The following is a 19,419-nucleotide window of genomic DNA, read 5'->3' as shown; positions in this document are numbered from 1 at the left end:
ACGGGGACGCGGGCGTGCGGTGCGGGCGGCTCGGCCGGGCCGGCGCCCCGGTGTGCCGCGGTCAACCGATATCCGTCCATCGGGCCGCAGATCATTCCTTCGAGTGTTATGTGATGCCAGGTGCAGGAATATCGCGCACCCGCTGGCACGATGATCCACATCTTCCTCCCCGGGCCGAAGGGCCCCAAGCCACCGTTCTCCAGCAGCGATTGCCGGCACCAGCAGGAGGTACGCCGTTGTCCCGCAGCCAGGTCTCCGCAGCGCACGGCGGCGCCGGCGCGCCGCCCCGCGACCGGCCGGCCGATACACCGGCGGACACCCTGCCGGTGACCGCGGGGCAGCGGGAGGTGTGGCTCGCCGAGCAGCGCTTCCCGCGGCACCGGTCCGCCCTGCGGCTCGGCGAGTACCTGGCGATCGACGGGCCGGTGGAGCCGGACCTGTTCGAGGCGGCGCTGCACCATGTCGTCGGCGAGGCCGACGCGTTGCGCGTACGGCTGGTGCCGGGCGCGGACGGTCCCGTGCAGGTACTGGCGCCCGAACTGCCGTGGACGCTCGCCTTCGTCGACCTGAGCGGCGCACCCGACCCCGAGGCGGCCGGGCGGGCATGGGCCGACGCCGACATGGCCCGGCCGATGGACCTGGCGGCGGGGCCGCTGTTCAGCTTCGCGCTGCTCAAGCTCGGTCCTGACCGGTTCTGGTGGTATCACACGTACCACCACGCGGCCGTCGACGCCTTCGGCTACGCGCTGGTGGCCCGCCGCGTCGCCGAGGTCTACACGGCTCTCGCGGCGGGCCGGGACCCGGGCCCCTCGCCCTTCGGCCCGCTGGCGGCGCTGGTCCGGGCCGACCGCGCGTACCAGGAGTCGGCGGGCCGGGCCGCGGACCGGGCCTACTGGACCCGCCGGCTGGCCGGCTGGACGCGGGCCGCCGCGGTCGACGCGGGCACCGGCGCCGACCCGGGCGCGCCGCTGCCGCAGCAGCGGCCGGCGGCCGGGGAGACCGCGGCGCGGGAGCCGGCGGCGGGGGATCCCGCGCGCCCGCCCGTGCCCCGCACCCCGCTGCTGCCGCTGCTGCGCCCGAGGGCGCTGCGCGCCGCGGCCCGGCGCGCCGGGATCTCCCGCTTCCGCCTGGTGTTCGCCGCCGTCGCGCTGCACGAGCACCACCGCACCGGCGCCCGCGACGTCGTCGTCGGCCTGACCGTTGCCGGCCGGACGGGACCGTCCTCCCGCGCCACCCCGGGGATGCTGGCCAACAGCGTTCCCGTACGTCTGTCCGTGCGGCCCGGCATGCCGGTGCGGGACTTCCTCGCCCAGGTCGACGCGCGCATGCGCGAAGCCGTCGAGCACCAGCGCTACCGCGCCGAGGACCTCCACCGCGACCTCGGCCTGTCCCGCGGCCCCGGCACCGCGTACGCGCCGATGGTCAACCTCATCGGCTTCGACTACGACATCTCCTTCGCCGGCCACCGCTGCACCGCCCACAACCTGTCGTTCCCGCTGGCCGCCGACCTCATGATCATGGTGTGGGACCGCCGGGACGGCACCGGCCCGCACATGCGGCTGCACGCCACGCCCGGCGCGTACGGCACGGCGGAGCTGGCGGACGCCCAGCGGCGGCTGCTGGACGCCGTCGCACGTCTGGCGGACGCCGACCCGGACCTCCCCGTCGGCCGGCTCGACGCGCTGCCCGCGGACGAGCGGCGGCATCTGCTCGCGCTCGGCGACGCCACCGCGGCCGCCGCGCCCGCCGCACCGGTGGCGGCGCTCTTCGAGGCGCAGGTGCGCCGGACGCCCCGGGCGCCCGCCCTGGAGTCCGACGGCACCACCCTGTCGTACGCGGAGCTGAACGCCCGCGCCAACCGGCTGGCGCACGCGCTGGCGGCCCGCGGGATCGGACCGGAGGACGTCGTCGCGCTCGTGCTGCCGCGCTCGGCGGACCTGGTCGTCGCCGAACTCGCCGTGCTGAAGGCCGGCGCCGCCTATCTGCCGGTCGACCCCGGATACCCGCCCGCGCGGCGGGAGTTCATGCTCGCCGACGCCCGCCCCGCGCTGGTCCTGGACGACCCGCGCACCCTCGCCGGACTGGCCGCCGGTCAGCCCGCCACCGACCCGGGCGTCGCCGTCGACCCCCGCCGCCCGGCGTACGTGATCTACACCTCCGGCTCCACCGGGCGCCCCAAGGGCGTAGTGGTGCCGCACACGGGCGTCGCGTCGCTGGTCGCGTTCCACACCGAGCGGCTGCGGATCACCCCCGGCAGCCGCTTCCCGCAGTTGGCCTCGCCCAGCTTCGACGCCTGCACCTGGGAGATGTGCGTCGCCCTCCTCACCGGCGCCACGCTCGTGCTCGCCCCCGCCGACGACCCGCTGGCCGTCCTCACCGACCCCGGCTTCGGCATCACCCACGCCTTCGTGCCGCCCTCCGCGCTCGCGGCGGTCGCCGAGCCGGACAGCCCCGTGACGACGCTCGCGGTCGGCGGCGAGCCGGTGCCGGCGGGGCTGGTCGTGCGCTGGGCCCCCGGCCGGCGGCTCGTGAACGTCTACGGGCCGACCGAGACCACGGCGATGGTGACCACCAGTCTCCCGCTCACGCCCGACGGCACCGCACCGCCCATCGGCCGGCCGCACTCCGGCACCCGCCTCTACGTCCTGGACGGCGCGCTGCGGCCCGTACCCGTGGGCGCCGCCGGCGAGTTGTACATCGCCGGCGTGTCCCTGGCCCGCGGCTATCTGCGCCGGCCGGGGCTGACGGCCGTGCGGTTCGTGGCCGACCCGTACGGCCCGCCCGGCACCCGGATGTACCGGACCGGGGACGTGGTGCGCTGGCGCGCCGACGGACAGGTGGACTACGTCGGCCGTGCCGACCGCCAGGTCAAGATCCGCGGCTTCCGCATCGAGCAGGAGGAGGTCGAGGCGGAGCTGCTCGCCTGCCCCGGCGTCGACCGGGCGGCGGTTCTCGCCCGCCGCGACCCGCCGGCCGGCGAGCTGCGGCTCGTCGCGTACGTCGTGGCCGCCGAGGACGGACTGAGCGCGCCCGTGCTGCGCGCGCGCCTGCGCGCCCGGCTGCCCGCCTTCATGGTGCCGGCGGCGTTCGTCATGCTCGGCGACCTGCCGCTCAACGCCAACGGGAAGATCGACCGCGACGCCCTGCCCGCCCCGGAGCAGGACCCCGGCGAGGCCGCCGGCACGCCGCCGCGCACCCCGCGCGAGCGGCTGCTGTGCGAGTTGTTCGCCGACGTGCTCGGCCTGCCCCGGGTCGGCGCGGACACCGACTTCTTCGCCGCCGGCGGGCACTCGCTGCAGGCGATCCGCCTGGTGGCCAGGATCCGCACCGCCCTCGGCGCCGACCTCGCGCTCAGCGCCCTGTTCGAGGCGCCGACCGCCGCCCGGCTGGCGGCCCGGCTCGACGGCGCCGGCCCGGCCCGGCCCGCGCTCACCGCGGCGCCACGGCCGGCGGCCGCGCCGCTGTCGTACGCGCAGCGGCGGCTGTGGTTCCTGCACCGCGCCGAGGGCCCGGCGGCCACGTACAACATTCCCCTCGCGCAGCGGTTCACCGGCGCGATCGACCGGGACGCGCTGGAACGGGCGCTGGGCGACGTCGTGGCCCGGCACGAGTGCCTGCGCACCGTCTTCCCCGACACCGGCGACACCGGCGACAACGGCGCCGGGCCGCGGCAGCGGATCCTCGGCGCCGCCGCGGCCCGGCCCGCGCTGCCCGTGACCGAGGTGGCCGGCGCCGCGGAGCTGCGGCGGAAGCTGACGGAGGCCGTACGCTACGCCTTCGACCTGGCCGTCGAACCACCGCTGCGCGCCGAGCTGTTCGTGCTCGGCCCCGCCGAGTCCGTGCTGTGCCTCGTCGTCCACCACATCGCCGCCGACGGCTGGTCCATGACCCCGCTCACCCGCGACCTGGCGACCGCGTACGCCGCCCGCGTGCGCGGCCGGGAGCCCGACTGGGCGCCGCTGCCGGTCCGTTACACCGACTACGCCCTCTGGCAGCGCCGCCTCCTCGGCGCCCCCGACGACCCGGACGGTCTGCTGCACCGCCAGCTCGCCCACTGGACGTCGGCGCTCGCCGGCCTGCCCGACGAGATCGCCCTGCCCCGCGACCGGCCCCGGCCCGCCGTCGCCTCGTACGCGGGCGGCCGGGTCCGGCTGCACATCGACGCCGAACTGCACGCGGCGCTCGCGGACATGGGCAGCCGCTCGGGCGCCAGCCTGTTCATGGTGCTGCACGCGGGCCTCGCGGCGCTGCTCACGAAGCTCGGCGCGGGCACCGACCTGCCCGTCGGCAGCGTGATCGCCGGCCGTACCGACCAGGCGCTGGACGACCTCGTGGGCTTCTTCGTCAACACGCTGGTGCTGCGCACCGACACCTCGGGCGACCCGGCCTTCGCGGAGCTGCTGGAGCGCGTACGGGACACCGCACTGGCCGCGTACGCCCACCAGGACGTGCCCTTCGAGCGGCTCGTCGAAGCGCTGGGCCCGCCCCGCTCCCCGGGCCGGCACCCGCTGTTCCAGGTCGCGCTGTCCGTCGACGCCGACGAGACCGCGGAGTTCACGCTCCCGGGGCTGCGCACGTCCCGGATCAGGGTGCCCACGCGGACCGCCAAGTTCGACCTGGACATCGGCATCGGCGAACAGCGCTCCGCGAGGGGCGAGCCCCTCGGCCTGACCGGCACCCTCGACTACGCCACCGACCTCTTCGACCGCGCCACGGTGCAGGAGTTCGCGGACCGCTGGGTGCGCCTGCTGCGGGCGGCGGCGGCCGATCCCGGGCTGCCGATGAGCCGCATCGACGTCCTCTCCGACGCCGAGCGCCGGCTCCTCCTCGGCGACGCAGCCGGCGACGGCGACCGGCCCGCGGCGCCGCCGCCCGCGCGCACGCTGACCGAGCTGTTCTCCGCACGGGTACGCGCCACTCCCGGGGCGGTCGCCGTTGCGGCGGGCGGTACGGAGCTGACGTACGCCCGACTCGACGCCCGCGCCAACCGGCTCGCGCACGCGCTCTCCGCCCGCGGCGCAGGCCCCGAGGACGTCGTGGCCCTCGCCCTGCCCCGCTCCGCCGACCTCGTGGTGGCCCTGCTCGCGGTCCTCAAGGCCGGCGCCGCCTACCTGCCCCTCGACCCCGGCTACCCCGTCGCGCGCCTGGCCGCCATGGTGGCCGACGCCCGCCCGGTGCTGCTGCTCACGGACACCGCCACCGCCTCCGCCGGGACCCTCGGCGCCGGCCTCCCGCGACTGCTGCTCGACGCCCCGGAATCGGCCGCCGAACTGGCGCGCCTGCCCGGGACGGAACCCGCCCCCGGCCCGCGGCCCGGCCACCCGGCGTACGTCATCTACACCTCCGGCTCGACCGGTGCGCCCAAGGGCGTCGTCGCGCGGCACGCGAGCGTCGCCGCCGTCGCGGAGCGGTACCGGGAGCAGGTCTTCGGCCCGGCGGCGAGGCGCGCCGGCGGCAGGCCGCTGCGGGTCGCGCTGACCGCCTCGGTGTCCTTCGACGCCTCCTGGGGGCAGCTCGCGGCCCTCGCCTGCGGCCACGAGCTGCACGTGCCGGACGACGGCACGTGGACGGACGCGGACCGCCTCGTGGCGTGGCTGGCGGAACGGCGCATCGACAGCGTCGACGTCACGCCCTCGTACATGCGAGTCCTCTGCGACCGCGGCCTGTTCGCGGACGGGCACCGTCGGCCCGCCCTCGCCGTCCTCGGCGGCGAGGCGCTGCCGGCGGAGCTGTGGCGCGAGCTGCGCGCGGTCCCCGGGCTGACCGCCCACAACATGTACGGGCCCACCGAGTGCACCGTCGACTGCGTGCAGGCGCGGCTGGCCGACGACGGCACGCCCGTACTCGGCCGGCCCGTGCCCGGCGCCCGCGCGTACGTCCTGGACGCCGCGCTGCGGCCGGTGCCGCCCGGTGTGACCGGCGAGCTGTACGTCGCCGGGGCCGGGCTGGCGCGCGGCTATCTGCGCCGCCCCGGCGAGACGGCCCTGCGGTTCGTGGCCGACCCGTACGGCCCGCCGGGTACGCGGATGTACCGCACCGGGGACCTCGCCCGGCCCCGCCGCGACGGCCGGCTCGACTTCGCCGGGCGCGCCGACGACCAGGTCAAGATCCGCGGCCACCGCGTCGAACCCGGCGAGGTCGAAGCGGCCCTCGCCGCCCACCCCGCCGTCGCCCGCGCCGCGGTGACCGCCCGCGCAGACCACCGCGGGGACACCCGGCTCGTCGCCTACGCGGTGCCCGCCGCCGGCGAGCCCGACCCGGACGCGCTGCGCGCCTTCGTCCGCGCGCGGCTGCCCGCCCACGCCGTACCGGCCGCGGTCGTGTCGCTGCCCGCGCTGCCGCTGACGCCCAACGGCAAACTCGACCGCCGCGCCCTGCCGGACCCGGGCACCACCGGGTCCCCCGGCGCCGGCCGGCCCCCGCGCACCCCGTACGAGAAGGTCCTCTGCGAGCTGTTCGCCGAAGCGCTTGAGCTGCCGGCGGTCGGCGTCGACGACGACTTCTTCGCGCTCGGCGGCCACTCGCTGCTCGCCACCCGGCTCGCTGCGCGCATCGGCGAACGGCTCGCCGTCCCCTTCGGCCTCTCGGCCCTCCTGGAGGCCCCCACCCCGGCCGGACTCGCCCGGCAGCTCGGCGCCGAAGGACCGCGGGCCGCGCCCTCCTGGGTGCCGGACACCGAGGCGAAGCTCAGCCCCGCACTGCGGTTCACCGCCGCCCCGCCGCCGCCCGGCGGCCCGCGCGAGGTGCTGCTGACCGGCGCCACCGGCTTCGTCGGAGCCTTCCTGCTCGCCGAGTTGCTGCGCGCCACGACGGCCCGGGTGCACTGCCTCGTGCGGGCGGGGGCCCCCGCCGAGGCGCGCGAGCGGCTGGCGGCGGCGCTGCGCGCGTACGACCTCGACGCCGCGGCCGGTGACCCGAGGACCGTCGCCGTCCCGGGCGACCTCGGCGCCGTCGACCTCGGCGCGGGGCCGGAGGACTGGGCCCGGCTGCGTGACGGCGTCGACACGATCGTGCACGCGGGCGCCCGCGTCCACCACGTCTCGCCGTACGCCCGGCTCAAGCCGGCCAACGTCGAGGGCACCCGCACCCTGCTGGGTCTTGCCGCGGAGGGGCGGCCGAAGGCGTTCCACCACCTGTCGACCCTCGGGGTGTTCCGGGCGTACGGCACCGACGCCGCGCCCGTCACCGAGGAGTCGGCGACCGGCGGCGAGCAACACCCGTACGGCAAGGGCTACTCCGCGAGCAAGTGGGTCGCCGACCGGCTGGTGGAGCGGGCGTTCGCCCGCGGCGCGAGCGGCGGCATCCACCGCCTGGGCCGCATCTGGGCGCACTCCGCGACCGGCGCCGTCAACCGTGACGACATGTTCTCCCGGCTCCTGGTGAGCTGCGCGGAACTCGGCTGCCACCCGGCCGAGCCGGCGCTCGACGAGGCGCTGCTCCCCGTCGACGTCCTCGCCCGCGCCGTCGTCGCGCTGGTGCTGCGGGACGACGGCGGCCCGGGTGCCGTCCACCACCTCCACCACCCGCGCCGCACCGGCCCCGGCGTCCTCATGGCCGGTCACGACCGGCTGTACGGGACGCGCTCCGCGGCGGTCCCCCTCGCCGCGTGGCTGCGGCGCCTGCGCGCGGCCGGCACGGGCGGCCGGGAGCTGCCGATCGCGCCGTACCGCGAATACCTGGAGGACCTGGCCCGGTCGGCCGGCACCGGAGCCCACCCGGTGTTCGACAACGGCAGGACGGTTGCGCGACTGCGGCGGTACGGGGTCGGGATCCCGGACGTCGGCGAGGCCGACGTCGATGCGTACTGGACCTTCATGAAGCGCTGGCACGCGCCTGTCGTACGAGACCGACCGTCCGCGCCGCCGCCGCGGCGCACCGCTTGAGAGAACCGGTGGTGGCATCCGATGACCTCGACCCTGGCCGCAGGCCCCCACGCCAATGGCGTGGCCGTGGCGGCTCCGCACGCCCGAACCCGGACCGGCGGCCGCGCCGCGCCGCGGCCGCGCTCGATCCTGCCCGGGCGGCAGCGCTGGGAAGTCGACCTCTTCCGCGGCAGGCCCGGTCTCGCCCGGGTCGCGGAGGCGTCGCTGCGGCAGTCGCCCGGCATCGAGGACGTACGCGTCAACCCGGTCACCGGCCGGGTGCTCCTGCGGCACGACCACACCCTCGGCCCGCGCGACGCCGCCCGGTTGCTGCACCTCGCGGTCGACCGCGTGTGCACGGCCCTGCACACGCCCGCCGCCAACGCCCTGGGCACCGAGCCAGCCGCCCCGCCCGCGTGCCTTCCCGAAGCCCGCCCCCCGCGCGGCGCCGGAGGGACCGCCCGCCGGCTGCCCCGGATCCTGGGCCTCGGCTGCGCGGCAGCGGCGGCGCTCGCCGGCGGGCCGCTGCTGCTGCGGTTCCTCCGACGCCCCCTGCTCACCCTCGGCGCGGCCGCCGCGGCGACGGCCGTCGTCGTCCGGCGCGCCTGGCGCAGAACGGACCGGGCCCGTGAGGGGCCGGACGGGGCAGGCCCGCGGCGGCACGCCGTGAGACGCATCGTCGGGCGGCACCGGCGCAAGTTCGGCATGGCGGCGCTGCTTTCGGCCCTCTCCACGCTGGCGGAGATGGCGCTCTTCGCGCTCACCCCGTCGATCGTGCTGCTGGTCGCGCGCGGCGGCAGCGCCACCCTGACCCGGTACGGCATCGCCGGCATCTCCGCCCAACTGGGCACCCTCGCCGCCGCCGGCGCGCTCGCCTGCGCCGTCATGGCGGGCACCGGCTACGCCGCCGGTGTCGCCTGGCGCGGGGTGGCCCAGGACGTCGAGGACGACTGGCGCATCCGTACCTACGCCCACGTCCAGAGCGTGGCGCCGGCCGACCTGGAGAACGAGCGCGTCAGCCGCGTCAACGCCGTGCTGGCCGAGGACATCGGCCAGCTCGGCACGTTCGTCGGCACGAACATGCACGACGTCGTGCAGATGGGCGCGGGACTGGCGCTGCTCGTCCCGATGTTCCTGCTGCTCGCGCCGCAGCTCGCCTGGATCGCGTTCGCGCCGATCCCGCTCGTGGCCTGGCTGTCGTTCCGCTTCCACGAGCGCGCGGTGGCCGACACCGCCGCGTGCGGCGAGCGCCGGGCGCAGCTCAACAGCCGGGTGACCGAGAACCTGCACGCCCACACCACCATCAAGTCCGCGACGACGGAGGCGCACGAGATCGCCCGTATCGGCGAGCTGAACGGCCGGTGCAGCGAGGCCAACAGGTCCGCCGGCCGCAGCGCCGCGCTGCCGCCGCAGATCCTGCGGCTGGCCGGCGGCTCGGCGCTGGTGGGCACGGTGCTGCTGGGCGGGCGGGCCGTGCTGCGGGGCGAGCTGGCGACCGCGGCGTTCGGCCCGCTGATCGAACTCCCGGGCATCGCCATGCTGAAGCTCTCCCGCGTGGGCAGCGCCTCCGACCACTACCAGCGCACCCTGGCCGCCCTGGAGCGGATCGAGCGGCTGCACGAACTGCCCGTGGAACCGGCCGGGCCGGCCGGGGCGGACGGCCCGGCCGCCGCGGGCCGGGAACTGCCGCTGCGCAGCCTGCGCGGGCGGATCGAGCTGCGGAAGGTGACCTTCGCCTACCCCGGCCGCGCTCCCGTGCTGCGCGACACCTCGCTGACCATCCCGCCCGGCCGGACCACCGCCCTCGTCGGCACCACCGGCGCGGGCAAGACCACGATCGCCAAGCTCCTGATGCGCTTCCGCCACCCCGGGCAGGGGCAGGTGCTGCTCGACGGCACCGACGTGCGCACCCTGGCCCTGCCCGACCTGCGCCGGGCGATCGGGTACGTCACCCAGGAGCCGTTCCTCTTCGACGCGACCATCGCGGAGAACATCCGCTACGGCACCTTCCACGCCACCGAGGCCCAACTCGTCGCCGCCGCCCGCACGGCGGGAGCGCACACGTTCATCGACGGCCTCCCCGACGGCTACGACACCCGGGTCGGCGAGCGGGGAGCGGCGCTCTCCGGCGGGCAGCGGCAGCGGATCGCGCTGGCCCGTACCGTCCTGCGCGATCCGCCGGTCGTCATCCTCGACGAGGCCACGTCCGCCGTGGACAACGAGACCGAGGCCACCATCCAGCGGGCCCTTGCGGTCTTCGGCACCGACCGCACGATGCTCGTCATCGCCCACCGGCTCTCCACCGTCCAGTGCGCGGACCGCATCTACGTCATGGGCTCCGGGGGAGTGGTCGCGGAGCGCGGGACGCACGACGAACTGGTCGCGCTCGGCGGCGTCTACAGCTCGCTGTGGAAGCTCCAGTCCGGCGGGCCGGTCCTCACTTAGCAGGTGGTCATTCCTTCGGGTGGTACCGACACGCTGACCCTCAAGAAATGCCGCTGAACCGAGACAATGAACGTCCGTTGAGAACCAGGAGCGTGGAATGACGCACGCGACCAATCCGTTCGAGGACGACGAAGCCCGTTTCCTGGTGCTCGTCAACGACGAGGGCGAGCATTCGCTCTGGCCGGCCTTCGCCGACGTACCGCAGGGCTGGGGCGTCGCCCTTCCCGAGGACACCCGGCAGGCGTGCCTTAAGTACGTCGAGAGGACGTGGACCGACATGCGGCCGCGCAGCCTCGCCGAGACCGGGGACGGTGGCCGATGACACCGCCGCCGGCCGCCTCGGCACCGACCGGATCCGCGCCGGCCCGCCCCGCCCGCGAACTCCCGCCTGCCGGCGGCCCGTACGTGCCCTGCCCGGAACTCCGCGCCGTCCTGGCCCGCCATCCCGCGCTCGCGGACTTCGCCGCCCGCGTCACCGACTTCCTCGACCGGCATCTGCCCGAACCCGTCACGGAGGAAGCGGCCCGGCCGCCCTGGCTCGACCTGCGCGGGCACGCCGCCCGTGCCGGCCTGACCGGCTTCGACGTGGCCGCGCCGGGCGGCGGCGGGAATCCCCGCGACGGCGTCGGCCGCACGCCCGGCAGGGGCCGGGGCGCGGCCGTGCCCCCGGGGCTGGAGCGGGTGGCGCAGGGGCTCGCGATGTTCCTGGCCGGACGGCGCGACTGCGACGCGCGCGAGGTCTTCAGCTCCGGCCACGGCGCGATGGCCCTGCGCTACGGCCCGCCCGCCGTTGCCCTGGCGGTACGCGACCGGGTGGTCGAGCGCGGCGAGTTGGCGGGCGTCGCCTCCAGCGAGCCGCACTCCGGCTCGGATCTGCGCGGCCTGCGCACCGTGGCGGTCGACCACGGCGACCACCTGGTCCTGTCGGGCACCAAGGGGCTGGTGAGCCGGGTCGAGGAGGCCGTCGGCTTCGTGGTCTTCTGCAAGGTGGTCGGGCCCGAGGTGGCCGCCGCCCTGACCGCGGAGGACGCCGGCGCCGGTGCCCGCGCGGATCTGCGGGAGGTGCCGCTGTCGGCGCTCTGGCTGCCGATGGACGCCCCCGGCGTGCGCACCCAGACGGCCGCCCCGCTGGGCCTGCGCGGCTGGAGCCTGGGCCATCTGCACTTCGACGGCGTACGGATCGCACGCGACCGGCTGCTCGGCGCCCCGGGTGACGGCCGCCGGATCTTCGACACGCACTTCGCCGGCTGGCGGCTGATGATGGCGCTTCTCTGCCTGGGCGCGGCCGGCGCCGCGATCGACGAGGCGATGGCACGCACCCGCCGGCGCAGCGTCGGCAGGACGCCGCTGGCGAGCATCCCGTCCGTGGCGTCCCGGCTCGGTACCGCGGCGGCGGAGCTGCGGGCGGCCACCGCCTGGTGCTTCTCGCTGCTGGAGGGCCTCGACCGGGACGCCGAGGGCGTCGACGTGGCGGCCTGCTCGGCGGCGAAGGCCCTGGCCACGGACGCTTCGTACCGCGCGGTCGACCTCGGTCTCCAACTCCACGGCAGTGACGGGTACACGTGCCACACCCCGATGGAAAAGCGCCTCCGCGACATCCGCGGGCTCCGTATCGCCGACGGCCCGAACGACGTCCTGTACAGCGTGCTGGCGCACTCGCTGCTCGAAGGTCCCCGGGCGGGTGGGCGGGTGGTGCGCCAGCGGCGGGTGTGAGCGGAGGTCAGGGGAGCTTGCCGCGCAGCGCGGAGAGATAGAAGGGGATTCTCTTCACGGCCTTGCGTGACACCGGAAAGACCTCGGCCTCCTCGCACCTGTGGTCGTTGATGGTGAGCAGGTATTCGCCGTCCGCATGGCGCAGTTCCGCGGAATAAAGAAGGTCGTCGTCCCGGTTTTCTCGTTCATTCACAGGGGAAACGATAGATCACGTCCTGACGTCGAAAACCGACTGAATCCCGTGGCACTCGAAAGAGTGAAGGTTCGCAGGTCAGGATGGTGGGAAGTCCGCTTCGTCCGCTAGTCTCTGAATTGGCAGTCCGGGTTCGTGAACAATATTCGAAGAGGCGGGTTCTGACCATGCTTCCAGTGCTTCCCGTGTTTTTGGTCGGGGCGGTTTCCGCGCCCCTTATCAAGAAAGTGATCAGGCCGGTCGTCCGCGGCACCATCAAGACGTCCGTGAAACTCGCGGTCGATGTGAAGCGGGCCGCACACGAGATCAACGAGGACATCAGCGACATCGCCGCCGAGGCGAGCGCGGAAGCCTTCGCCGCGGACGTCAGGGGCGATGCGGACGTGCCGCGCCAGGGCGCCAAGAAGGCGCGCGCCGGCAAGGCGGTCGCGACCGACTGAGCCGCCGGGGCCCTGGGCCCCGGCGGCTCAGGGCCCGGATGCGAGACTGCCCGCCGAGGTGGTCGCATGGTGCCCGTGAGCCCGACTCCGTTGCGGGACGGAGTCGTGGTCGTCGGCGCGGGGGTCGTCGGTGCCTCCGTGGCGTACCATCTGGCGCGCCTCGGGGTACGCGTGACGCTGCTCGACCGGGAGGCGGCTCCGGCCGCGGGCGTCACCGGCGCCTCCTTCGCCTGGATCGGCGGCACCGGCGGTGACTGGCCCGGCGGCGCCGAGGACTTGCGCGGGTCCGTGCTCGCCGACCACCGGCGGCTGGCCGCCGAGGTGCCGGGCTACGCCGTCCGCTGGACGGGTTCGCTGACGTGGACCGGAGAGCAGGCCGTGGACGACCCGGCATCACCGCCGGGTACCCATCGGGTCGTACGGGACGAGATCGCGGCGCTGGAGCCGCACCTCCGCCACCCGCCCGCGCACGCCGTCCACATCCCCGGCGACGGGGGTCTCGACCCCGAGGCGATGACCCACGCGCTGATCGCCGCCGCCCGCGCCCGCGGTGCGGCGGTGCTCCTCGGCACCGCCGTGACGGCGCTGGAGACCGCGGCCGGCCGGGTCGTCGGCGCCCGGTCGGCGACCGGGTTCCACCCCGCGGCGACGGTCGTCCTCACCGCCGGCACCGGCGTCGCCGAACTGGCCGCACCGCTGCCCGTCGACGTGCCCGTACCCGAGTCCCCGGCCTTCCTGGTCCGGGTCGCGGCGCCGCCGGGGCTGGTCAGGACCATCGTGTCGACACCGGAGTTCGAGGTCCGCGAGGTGCGTCACGGCGAACTCCTCATGACCCTTCCGCGCGTCGACGACTCCTCGCCCGCGGCCCTTACGCGGGCCGCCCGGGACGGCCTCCGCCGCCTCAAGGACGCCTTCCGCGGCGCCGGTGCCTGCCGCCTGCTCGACCATCGCCTCGGCCGCCGCCCGGTGCCGCCCCACGGACCGCTCATCGGCCCCGCCGCACCCGGCCGTTCCGCCTACGTCGCCGTCATGCACTCCGCCGTGACCCTCGCCCCCACCGCCGGCCGCCTGGTCGCCGCCGAACTCGTCACGGGCGAACCGTGCCCCGAACTCCGGCGCTGCCGCCCGCCGGCCGCCGAAGGGCGCGACTGAGCGCGTACGGCGGGCTTCGGACGTACGCGGATGCGAGTAGCGCAGGTGTCTCCCCGCGGAGGACGCTGCCACACCCCGCGGGCACCAGGCCGGCCACCTGTGAGGATCACCGGAGCGCAGTTCGGCGACGCCGCCCTGGCCGCCGCGGTCACGGCGGCCGGGCTCGCCGGCACGCACGTCGCCGGCGGCCCGGAGCGCGCGGACGTCGCCGTCGACGCCCGCGGGTACGCGCTGTTCGTGACCGCCGCGCTCGTGCTCGCCGCGCGCCGCAGATGGCCCACGGCGATGTTCGCGGTGGCGGCAGATGCACCGCCGCGTATGTCCTGCTGGGGTACGCCTACGGCCCGATCGGTGACAGCCGCCTCGACGTCACCGGCGACCTGCACTACGGCGTGCTCGTCTGCCACGTCCTTACCGCCTTCGTCGCGCTCGTGCTCGGCCCGCTGCGTTCGTGCCCGCGATCCGGGCCCGCCGCCGCGTCCACCGGGCGCTGGGCCGTGCCTGTCTCCTCGCCGGAGTGCTTCCGGGGGCGCTGACGGGCATCCCGGCGGCGCTGCTCTCCGGCCGCACCACCACCCGGGTCGGCCTGACCCTCCCCGCCGCCGGCTGGCTGGTCACCGGCTGGCTCGCCTACCGCGGCGCCCGCAGACGGGACTTCGCGGGCCACCGCCGCCGGATGATGCGCCACGACGCGCTCACCTTCCTCGCGGTCACCGCCCGCGCCGTCGTCCCCCTCCTGCTGATCGCCGGGGCGCCCTTCCGGGACACGGGGGCGGGCGGCCCGGCGGCGGACACGGTGACGGAGGTCATCCCGGTCGGCCATGTCCTGGGCTGGATCATCACCTGGCGGTGGCGGAACTGCTGATCGCCCGACGCAGGGCCCGGACCTCCGCGGGCGCGGCGGCCTCGGCGGGCGGCACTCGGGTGCGTCCGGGCCCGGAGGAGGAAGCCCGGACGGACGGTGGCGCGCCGGCGTCCGCTACGGCGTGCCGCGCGGCGATCCCTGAGCGGCGGTGCCGTCGCCGGGCGGGAGGGCCGCGGCGACCTCGGACGCCGCTTCCGCCAGCAGTTCGTCGTCGGGTTCCGCGTCCCGTTCCGTGCGGTGGGACATGATCGCCAGGACGATGGGCGCGCGGTCCGGCGGCCAGAGCACCGCGATGTCGTTGCGCGCGCCGTACGTGCTGCCCGTGCCGGTCTTGTCGCCGACCGTCCAGTTCGCGGGCACCCCGGCGCGGATCAGGGTGTCGCCCGTGGTGTTCGTGCGCAGCCACGTGGTGAGCCGGGCGCGGTCCGGCTTGTCGAGGGCGTCGTCCAGGACGAACGCGCGCAGGTCCTCCGCCAGCGCGCGCGGCGTGCTCGTGTCGCGGGTGTCGCCCGGGGTCCAGCGGCTCAGCTCCGGCTCGTCGCGCACCATGCGGGTGACGTCGTCGCCGACGGCCGCCAGCTCGGCGTCCATGCCCGCCGGGCCGCCGAGTTCGGCGAGGATCAGGTTGGCGGCGGCGTTGTCGCTGAAGCGCACCGCGGCCTCGCACAGGTCGCGCAGGGACATGCCGGTGGCCACGTGCCTGCCGGTCACGGGGGAGTGGGCGATGAGGTCGTCCGCGGAGTACGTGATCACCCGGTCCAGTTCCTCCGCGGAGCGCGTGCGGAGCACGACGCCCGCGGCCAGCGCCTTGAACGTCGAGGCGTAGGGGAAGCGTTCGCCCGCGTGGTAGGCGATCTCCCGCCCCGAGCCCGTGTCGACGGCGTAGACGCCGAGGCGCGCGTCGTACTCCCGCTCCAGGGCCGCCAGTTCGCGCACGTACGGCTCGGGAGACGGCGACGGCGACTCCGACGGCGACGCCGGGGGAGCGGAAGCACGCGGAGCCGGCGCGTCCTCCCCGCAGGACGTCAGCGGTACGAGGACGAGTGCGCAGAGCGCGCCGACCGCCGTACGGCGGATGCGGATGAGCCGCATGCTCCGGGACCTCCGAGGGGGTGAGCTGTGCCGGCACCACCCTCACCCATCGGGCGATGACGCGTCCACTCGTCCCGCCCCGCCGACCCGCCGAAGGAGGCCGGGAGCTGTCCGCTTTCGCTTCTACGGTGGCGGGAGCCCGGCAAACGAGAGGTAGGACCCCCATGACCATCGTCGTCACCACCCCCACCGGCCACGTCGGATCGCGCGTCGTCCGCCTCCTGCTCCAGGCCGGCGTACGCCCCCGCGTGCTCGTCCGTGACCCCGCGCGCCTGGACCCGGCGACCCGCGACCTCGTCGACGTACGGACCGGCGACATGACGGACACGGCGTTCGTCCGCGAGGCGACGGCCGGTGCGCGGACCGTCTTCTGGGTCGACCCCACCCCGCACACCGGCACCGACCCGAACGCGGCCTCCGAGCGGACCGCGACGGGACTCGTCGACGCCGCCCGCGCCGGCGACGTCGCGCGCGTCGTGCTGCTCAGCAGCGTCGGCGCGGAACTGCGCGGCGGCGCCGGGCACATCGACGCGCTCGGCCGGATCGAGGAGAGCCTGGACGCCACCGGTGCCGACACCCTCCACCTGCGCTGCGGCTACTTCTTCAGCAACCTCCTCCTCTCCCTGGACGACCTGGCCCGCGGCGTGCTCACCACGCAGTTCCGCCCCGAGCGCCCCATGGCGTGGGTCGACCCGCGCGACATCGGCGACGTGGTGGCCGCGCGGCTGCTCGCCGAGGACTGGAAGGGGCGCGTGGTCCAGGGCGTACACGGGCCCGAGGACCTGAGCTTCGTCCAGGTCGCGGAGATCCTGACCGGCGTGCTGGGCCGGCCGGTGCGGGTGGAGGCCGTCGGCGACGACGACGTGCGCGCCGCGCTGGGCTCCGCCGGCCTGCCGCCGGGCGCCGTCGAAGCCATCGCGGGCATGGCCGCCAGCACCCGCGACCTGACCCCCGAGCAGCCGCGCGACGTGCTCACCACGACGCCCACCACCCTCGCCGCCTGGGCGTACGCCCGCCTGCGGCCGATGCTCGACGAGGCCAAGGGCGGCGAAGCCGCGGCCTGAACCGCACGCGCGCCGGGGGCGGTTCACGCCCGCGGCGGGAGTACGAGCCGCCCCCCGGCCCCGCCGCCGCATCTCCCGGCCCCCGCCCCCGCCACCCGGCCCCGCCGCCTCACCCCGCGACCGCCCCGGCCCCGGCCTCCTTCCGCTCCTGCACCCCGCCCCGCGGCAGGTGCCGCAGCGTGAACACCCCCAGCGCCGCGTGCAGCAGCGCCGCGACCAGCGCGGCCGCGTGCAGCCCCGTGACGAACGCGGACTCCGCCTGACCGGCCGCCGCCGCCGTGATCCCCGGCACCTGCAGCGTCTCGGTGAGGGTGCCGGCCAGGTCGGGCCCCCGCAGCCGGAAGACCAGCGCCGCCAGCGAGCCGAGCAGCGCGATCCCGAGGGCGTTGCCGAGTTCGTTGCTCGTCTCCGCGATCGCTCCGGCGGAACCCGCGCGCTCCGGCGGCACCGCCGCGACGGCGGTGTCCGCGACGACGCTGAACGAGATGCCGTAGCCGACCCCGGCCACGACGGTCGCCGCGACGTACCACCCCGTGCCGCCCGCGACCCCCGTGGGCAGGAGCAGCAGCAGGCCGCCGGCGATGACGAAGTGGCAGGTGAGCAGCGCGGCCCGGGTGCCGGTGCGCGCGACCACCGCCGGGGTGACGACGCAGGTGACCGTGAGCACGACCGCGCCGGGCAGCGTCACGAGGGCCGCGTCGAAGACGTCGAGCCCGCGGACGGACTGCAGGTAGATGCCGCCCAGGTACGCCACCGCCGACCAGGCCGCCAGCGGCAGCAACCCGGTGACCGCCGCGATCGCGAACACCCGGTCGCGGAAGAGCCGGAGGTCGATCAGCGGGTGGGTGAGCCGCAGTTGGCGGCGTACGAACCACCACAGCAGGGTGACGCCCGCGCCGGCCGCGAGGAGCGGGACGACCGCGGGACCGTGGGCCGCCGCGCGCTTGAGCCCGTAGACGGCCAGCAGGATGCCCGCGGCGGACAGCACGACGCTCGGCACGTCGACGCGGCCCGGCCCTCCGGTGCGTACCTCGCGCAGCAGCCGCGGGGCCAGCAGCAGGAACAGCGCCACGACCGGAAGGTTGATCAGGAACACCGAGCCCCACCAGAAGTGCGCGAGCAACTGCCCGCCGACCACCGGGCCGATCGCGAAGCCCGCGGCGAAGGCCGCCGCGAAGATCCCGATGGCCTGCGCGCGCCGCCGCGCGTCGGGGAACAGCTCGCTCAGCACCGCGAGCGCGGAGGGCAGCAGCGTGGCGCCGGCCACGCCCATCAGCACCCGGAACGCGATCAGCAGCTCCGCCGACGGCGCGAACGCCGCGCCCGCCGAGGCGGCCCCGAAGACCGCCGCCCCGGTCATCAGCAGCCGGAGCCGCCCGTACCGGTCGCCGATGCCGCCGAACGCGATGAGCAGCGATCCGACCGCGAACCCGTAGCCGTCGAGTATCCACAGCGCCTGGTCCGCCGACGGCGACAGCTCCGCGGAGATCCGGGTCATCGTCAGGAACAGCACCGAGCCGTCCATCGCGACCAGCAGCACCGGGCCGAGCACCACGAGCAGACCGAGCCAGGCCCGCAGGCCGGGGGCGGGAGGGGAAGAAGTTCGCCGTACGTCCATGGCCACGACGGTGCTCCGGCGCGCGCCCGCCGGCCATCCCCGCGCCGTGGGTACACCCGGCAGGGATACCCGGGGCCGCCGCACCCGCGCCCGGCCCGACGTAGCCTCGGGACCATGGAGCTGGAGAACCTCGGGGCGTACCTGAAGACCCGCCGCGGCCGCATCACGCCCGCGGCCGCCGGACTCGGCACCTACGGCGCCGCCCGCCGGGTGCCCGGTCTGCGCCGCGAGGAGCTGGCGCAGCTCGCCGGGGTGAGCGCCGGGTACTACACGCGGCTGGAGCAGGGGCAGGCCGGCACCGCCTCCCGGCAGGTGCTCGACGCACTGGCCAGGGTGCTGCGGCTGGACCCGGCGGAGACGGCCCACCTGCACAACCTGGCCCGCCGTCCGGCCGTGCCGCGGCTGGTCCGCCCGGCGCCAGAGGAGCCGCACCCGCGGGTGCTGGCGCTGCTGACGTCGCTGGCCGAGACGACGCCGGCCATCGTGCTGGGCCGCCGCGGCGACGTGCTGGCCTGGAACCGCACCGGCCACGCGCTCGTCGCCGAGCACGTCGACTTCGACGCGCCCGGCGACCCCGTGCGCCGGCCGTCCGTGCCCCGGATGTTCTTCCTCGACCCGCTCGCACGGGACCAGCACGCCAACTGGGCGGAGCTGGCCCGTATCCACGTCGCGTACCTGCGGCTGACCGCCGGGCGCTACCCCACCGACGCCCGTCTCGCCGAGCTGATCGGCGAACTCGCCATGGGCAGCACGGACTTCGCGGAGCTGTGGGCCTCGGGCGACGTCGCCGACTGCACCGTGGGCACGATGCGGCTGCGGCACCCCACCGTCGGCGCGCTCGACGTCGACTACCAGGTCTGGCTGCAGCCCGACAGCCCCGATCACCGGCTGGAGGTCTACACCCCCGACGACCCCGCCTCGGCCGACGCGCTCCGGCTGCTGGCCGCCCGGTCGCAGCCGGCGGACGCCTGACAC

General features: G+C 76.1%; 13 protein-coding genes. 10 read left to right on the top strand and 3 right to left on the bottom strand.

The genetic code is table 11. The annotated features are described in order from the left end of the window. The first annotated feature begins 236 nt into the window (after positions 1-236). The 4 genes from ABGA99_RS13780 to ABGA99_RS13765 all read left to right on the top strand — a co-directional run bounded on the left by ABGA99_RS13780 (position 237) and on the right by ABGA99_RS13765 (position 12,020). On the top strand, positions 237-7,883 hold the full coding sequence (locus ABGA99_RS13780) for an amino acid adenylation domain-containing protein (RefSeq protein ID WP_347582731.1): 7,647 nt from the start codon (positions 237-239) through the stop codon (positions 7,881-7,883). Positions 7,884-7,904: 21 nt separating this feature from the next. Beyond that, on the top strand, positions 7,905-10,307 hold the full coding sequence (locus ABGA99_RS13775) for an ATP-binding cassette domain-containing protein (RefSeq protein ID WP_347582730.1): 2,403 nt from the start codon (positions 7,905-7,907) through the stop codon (positions 10,305-10,307). A 97-nt stretch (positions 10,308-10,404) separates the two neighbouring features. Then, positions 10,405-10,629 carry an MbtH family protein gene (locus ABGA99_RS13770; protein WP_347577475.1) on the top strand — a complete coding sequence of 75 codons (225 nt, stop codon included), beginning with the start codon at positions 10,405-10,407 and terminating at the stop codon, positions 10,627-10,629. Further along, positions 10,626-12,020: an acyl-CoA dehydrogenase gene (locus ABGA99_RS13765; RefSeq protein WP_347577474.1), complete on the top strand. Its 1,395-nt coding sequence runs from the start codon at positions 10,626-10,628 to the stop codon at positions 12,018-12,020. The genes ABGA99_RS13770 and ABGA99_RS13765 overlap by 4 nt, the downstream gene beginning before the upstream one ends. Before the next feature lie 7 nt (positions 12,021-12,027). Here the strand turns inward: ABGA99_RS13765 and ABGA99_RS13760 are convergent, their stop codons facing one another. Then, on the bottom strand, positions 12,028-12,213 hold the full coding sequence (locus tag ABGA99_RS13760; RefSeq protein WP_347577473.1) for a hypothetical protein: 186 nt from the start codon (positions 12,211-12,213) through the stop codon (positions 12,028-12,030). Between the two features lie 167 nt (positions 12,214-12,380). Here ABGA99_RS13760 and ABGA99_RS13755 point away from each other — a divergent pair, with 167 nt between their 5' ends. The 4 genes from ABGA99_RS13755 to ABGA99_RS13740 all read left to right on the top strand — a co-directional run bounded on the left by ABGA99_RS13755 (position 12,381) and on the right by ABGA99_RS13740 (position 14,670). Continuing rightward, positions 12,381-12,653 carry a DUF5132 domain-containing protein gene (locus ABGA99_RS13755; protein ID WP_347577472.1) on the top strand — a complete coding sequence of 91 codons (273 nt, stop codon included), beginning with the start codon at positions 12,381-12,383 and terminating at the stop codon, positions 12,651-12,653. Positions 12,654-12,719: 66 nt separating this feature from the next. Beyond that, positions 12,720-13,805 (top strand): FAD-binding oxidoreductase, encoded by a 1,086-nt coding sequence (locus ABGA99_RS13750; protein WP_347577471.1) that lies wholly within the window; start codon positions 12,720-12,722, stop codon positions 13,803-13,805. A 272-nt stretch (positions 13,806-14,077) separates the two neighbouring features. Beyond that, a complete protein-coding gene (locus ABGA99_RS13745; protein WP_347577584.1) occupies positions 14,078-14,341 on the top strand; it encodes a hypothetical protein in 264 nt (87 codons plus the stop codon). Further along, positions 14,257-14,670, top strand: a complete 414-nt coding sequence (locus ABGA99_RS13740) for a DUF2306 domain-containing protein (protein ID WP_347577470.1) — start codon at positions 14,257-14,259, stop codon at positions 14,668-14,670. The genes ABGA99_RS13745 and ABGA99_RS13740 overlap by 85 nt, the downstream gene beginning before the upstream one ends. 114 nt (positions 14,671-14,784) lie before the next feature. Here the strand turns inward: ABGA99_RS13740 and bla are convergent, their stop codons facing one another. After that, positions 14,785-15,762 carry a class A beta-lactamase gene (gene bla, locus ABGA99_RS13735; protein WP_347577469.1) on the bottom strand — a complete coding sequence of 326 codons (978 nt, stop codon included), beginning with the start codon at positions 15,760-15,762 and terminating at the stop codon, positions 14,785-14,787. Positions 15,763-15,926: 164 nt separating this feature from the next. On the opposite strand from bla, the gene ABGA99_RS13730 reads away from it, so the two are divergent. Beyond that, on the top strand, positions 15,927-16,826 hold the full coding sequence (locus ABGA99_RS13730; RefSeq protein WP_347582729.1) for an NAD(P)H-binding protein: 900 nt from the start codon (positions 15,927-15,929) through the stop codon (positions 16,824-16,826). Between the two features lie 109 nt (positions 16,827-16,935). Here the strand turns inward: ABGA99_RS13730 and ABGA99_RS13725 are convergent, their stop codons facing one another. Next, on the bottom strand, positions 16,936-18,450 hold the full coding sequence (locus tag ABGA99_RS13725; protein ID WP_347582728.1) for an MFS transporter: 1,515 nt from the start codon (positions 18,448-18,450) through the stop codon (positions 16,936-16,938). Positions 18,451-18,558: 108 nt separating this feature from the next. Between ABGA99_RS13725 and ABGA99_RS13720 the strand changes: the two genes are divergently transcribed. After that, positions 18,559-19,416, top strand: coding sequence for a helix-turn-helix transcriptional regulator (locus ABGA99_RS13720; protein ID WP_347577466.1), 858 nt, complete (start codon positions 18,559-18,561; stop codon positions 19,414-19,416). The last annotated feature ends 3 nt before the right edge of the window (positions 19,417-19,419 follow it).

The organism is Streptomyces sp. B5E4, assembly GCF_039871555.1.
Taxonomy (GTDB): Bacteria; Actinomycetota; Actinomycetes; order Streptomycetales; family Streptomycetaceae; genus Streptomyces.
Note: the sequence above shows the minus strand (reverse complement) of the source record. Positions and strands in the feature narration are given on the sequence as shown.

Excerpts from the sequence above, each read along its gene's own strand:
- ABGA99_RS13775 (WP_347582730.1), top strand. The coding sequence starts at position 7,905 with ATGACCTCGACCCTGGCCGCAGGCCCCCACGCCAATGGCGTGGCCGTG.
- ABGA99_RS13770 (WP_347577475.1), top strand. The coding sequence starts at position 10,405 with ATGACGCACGCGACCAATCCGTTCGAGGACGACGAAGCCCGTTTCCTG.
- ABGA99_RS13765 (WP_347577474.1), top strand. The coding sequence starts at position 10,626 with ATGACACCGCCGCCGGCCGCCTCGGCACCGACCGGATCCGCGCCGGCC.
- ABGA99_RS13755 (WP_347577472.1), top strand. The coding sequence starts at position 12,381 with ATGCTTCCAGTGCTTCCCGTGTTTTTGGTCGGGGCGGTTTCCGCGCCC.
- ABGA99_RS13750 (WP_347577471.1), top strand. The coding sequence starts at position 12,720 with ATGGTGCCCGTGAGCCCGACTCCGTTGCGGGACGGAGTCGTGGTCGTC.
- ABGA99_RS13745 (WP_347577584.1), top strand. The coding sequence starts at position 14,078 with ATGGCCCACGGCGATGTTCGCGGTGGCGGCAGATGCACCGCCGCGTAT.
- bla (WP_347577469.1), bottom strand. The coding sequence starts at position 15,762 with ATGCGGCTCATCCGCATCCGCCGTACGGCGGTCGGCGCGCTCTGCGCA.
- ABGA99_RS13730 (WP_347582729.1), top strand. The coding sequence starts at position 15,927 with ATGACCATCGTCGTCACCACCCCCACCGGCCACGTCGGATCGCGCGTC.
- ABGA99_RS13720 (WP_347577466.1), top strand. The coding sequence starts at position 18,559 with ATGGAGCTGGAGAACCTCGGGGCGTACCTGAAGACCCGCCGCGGCCGC.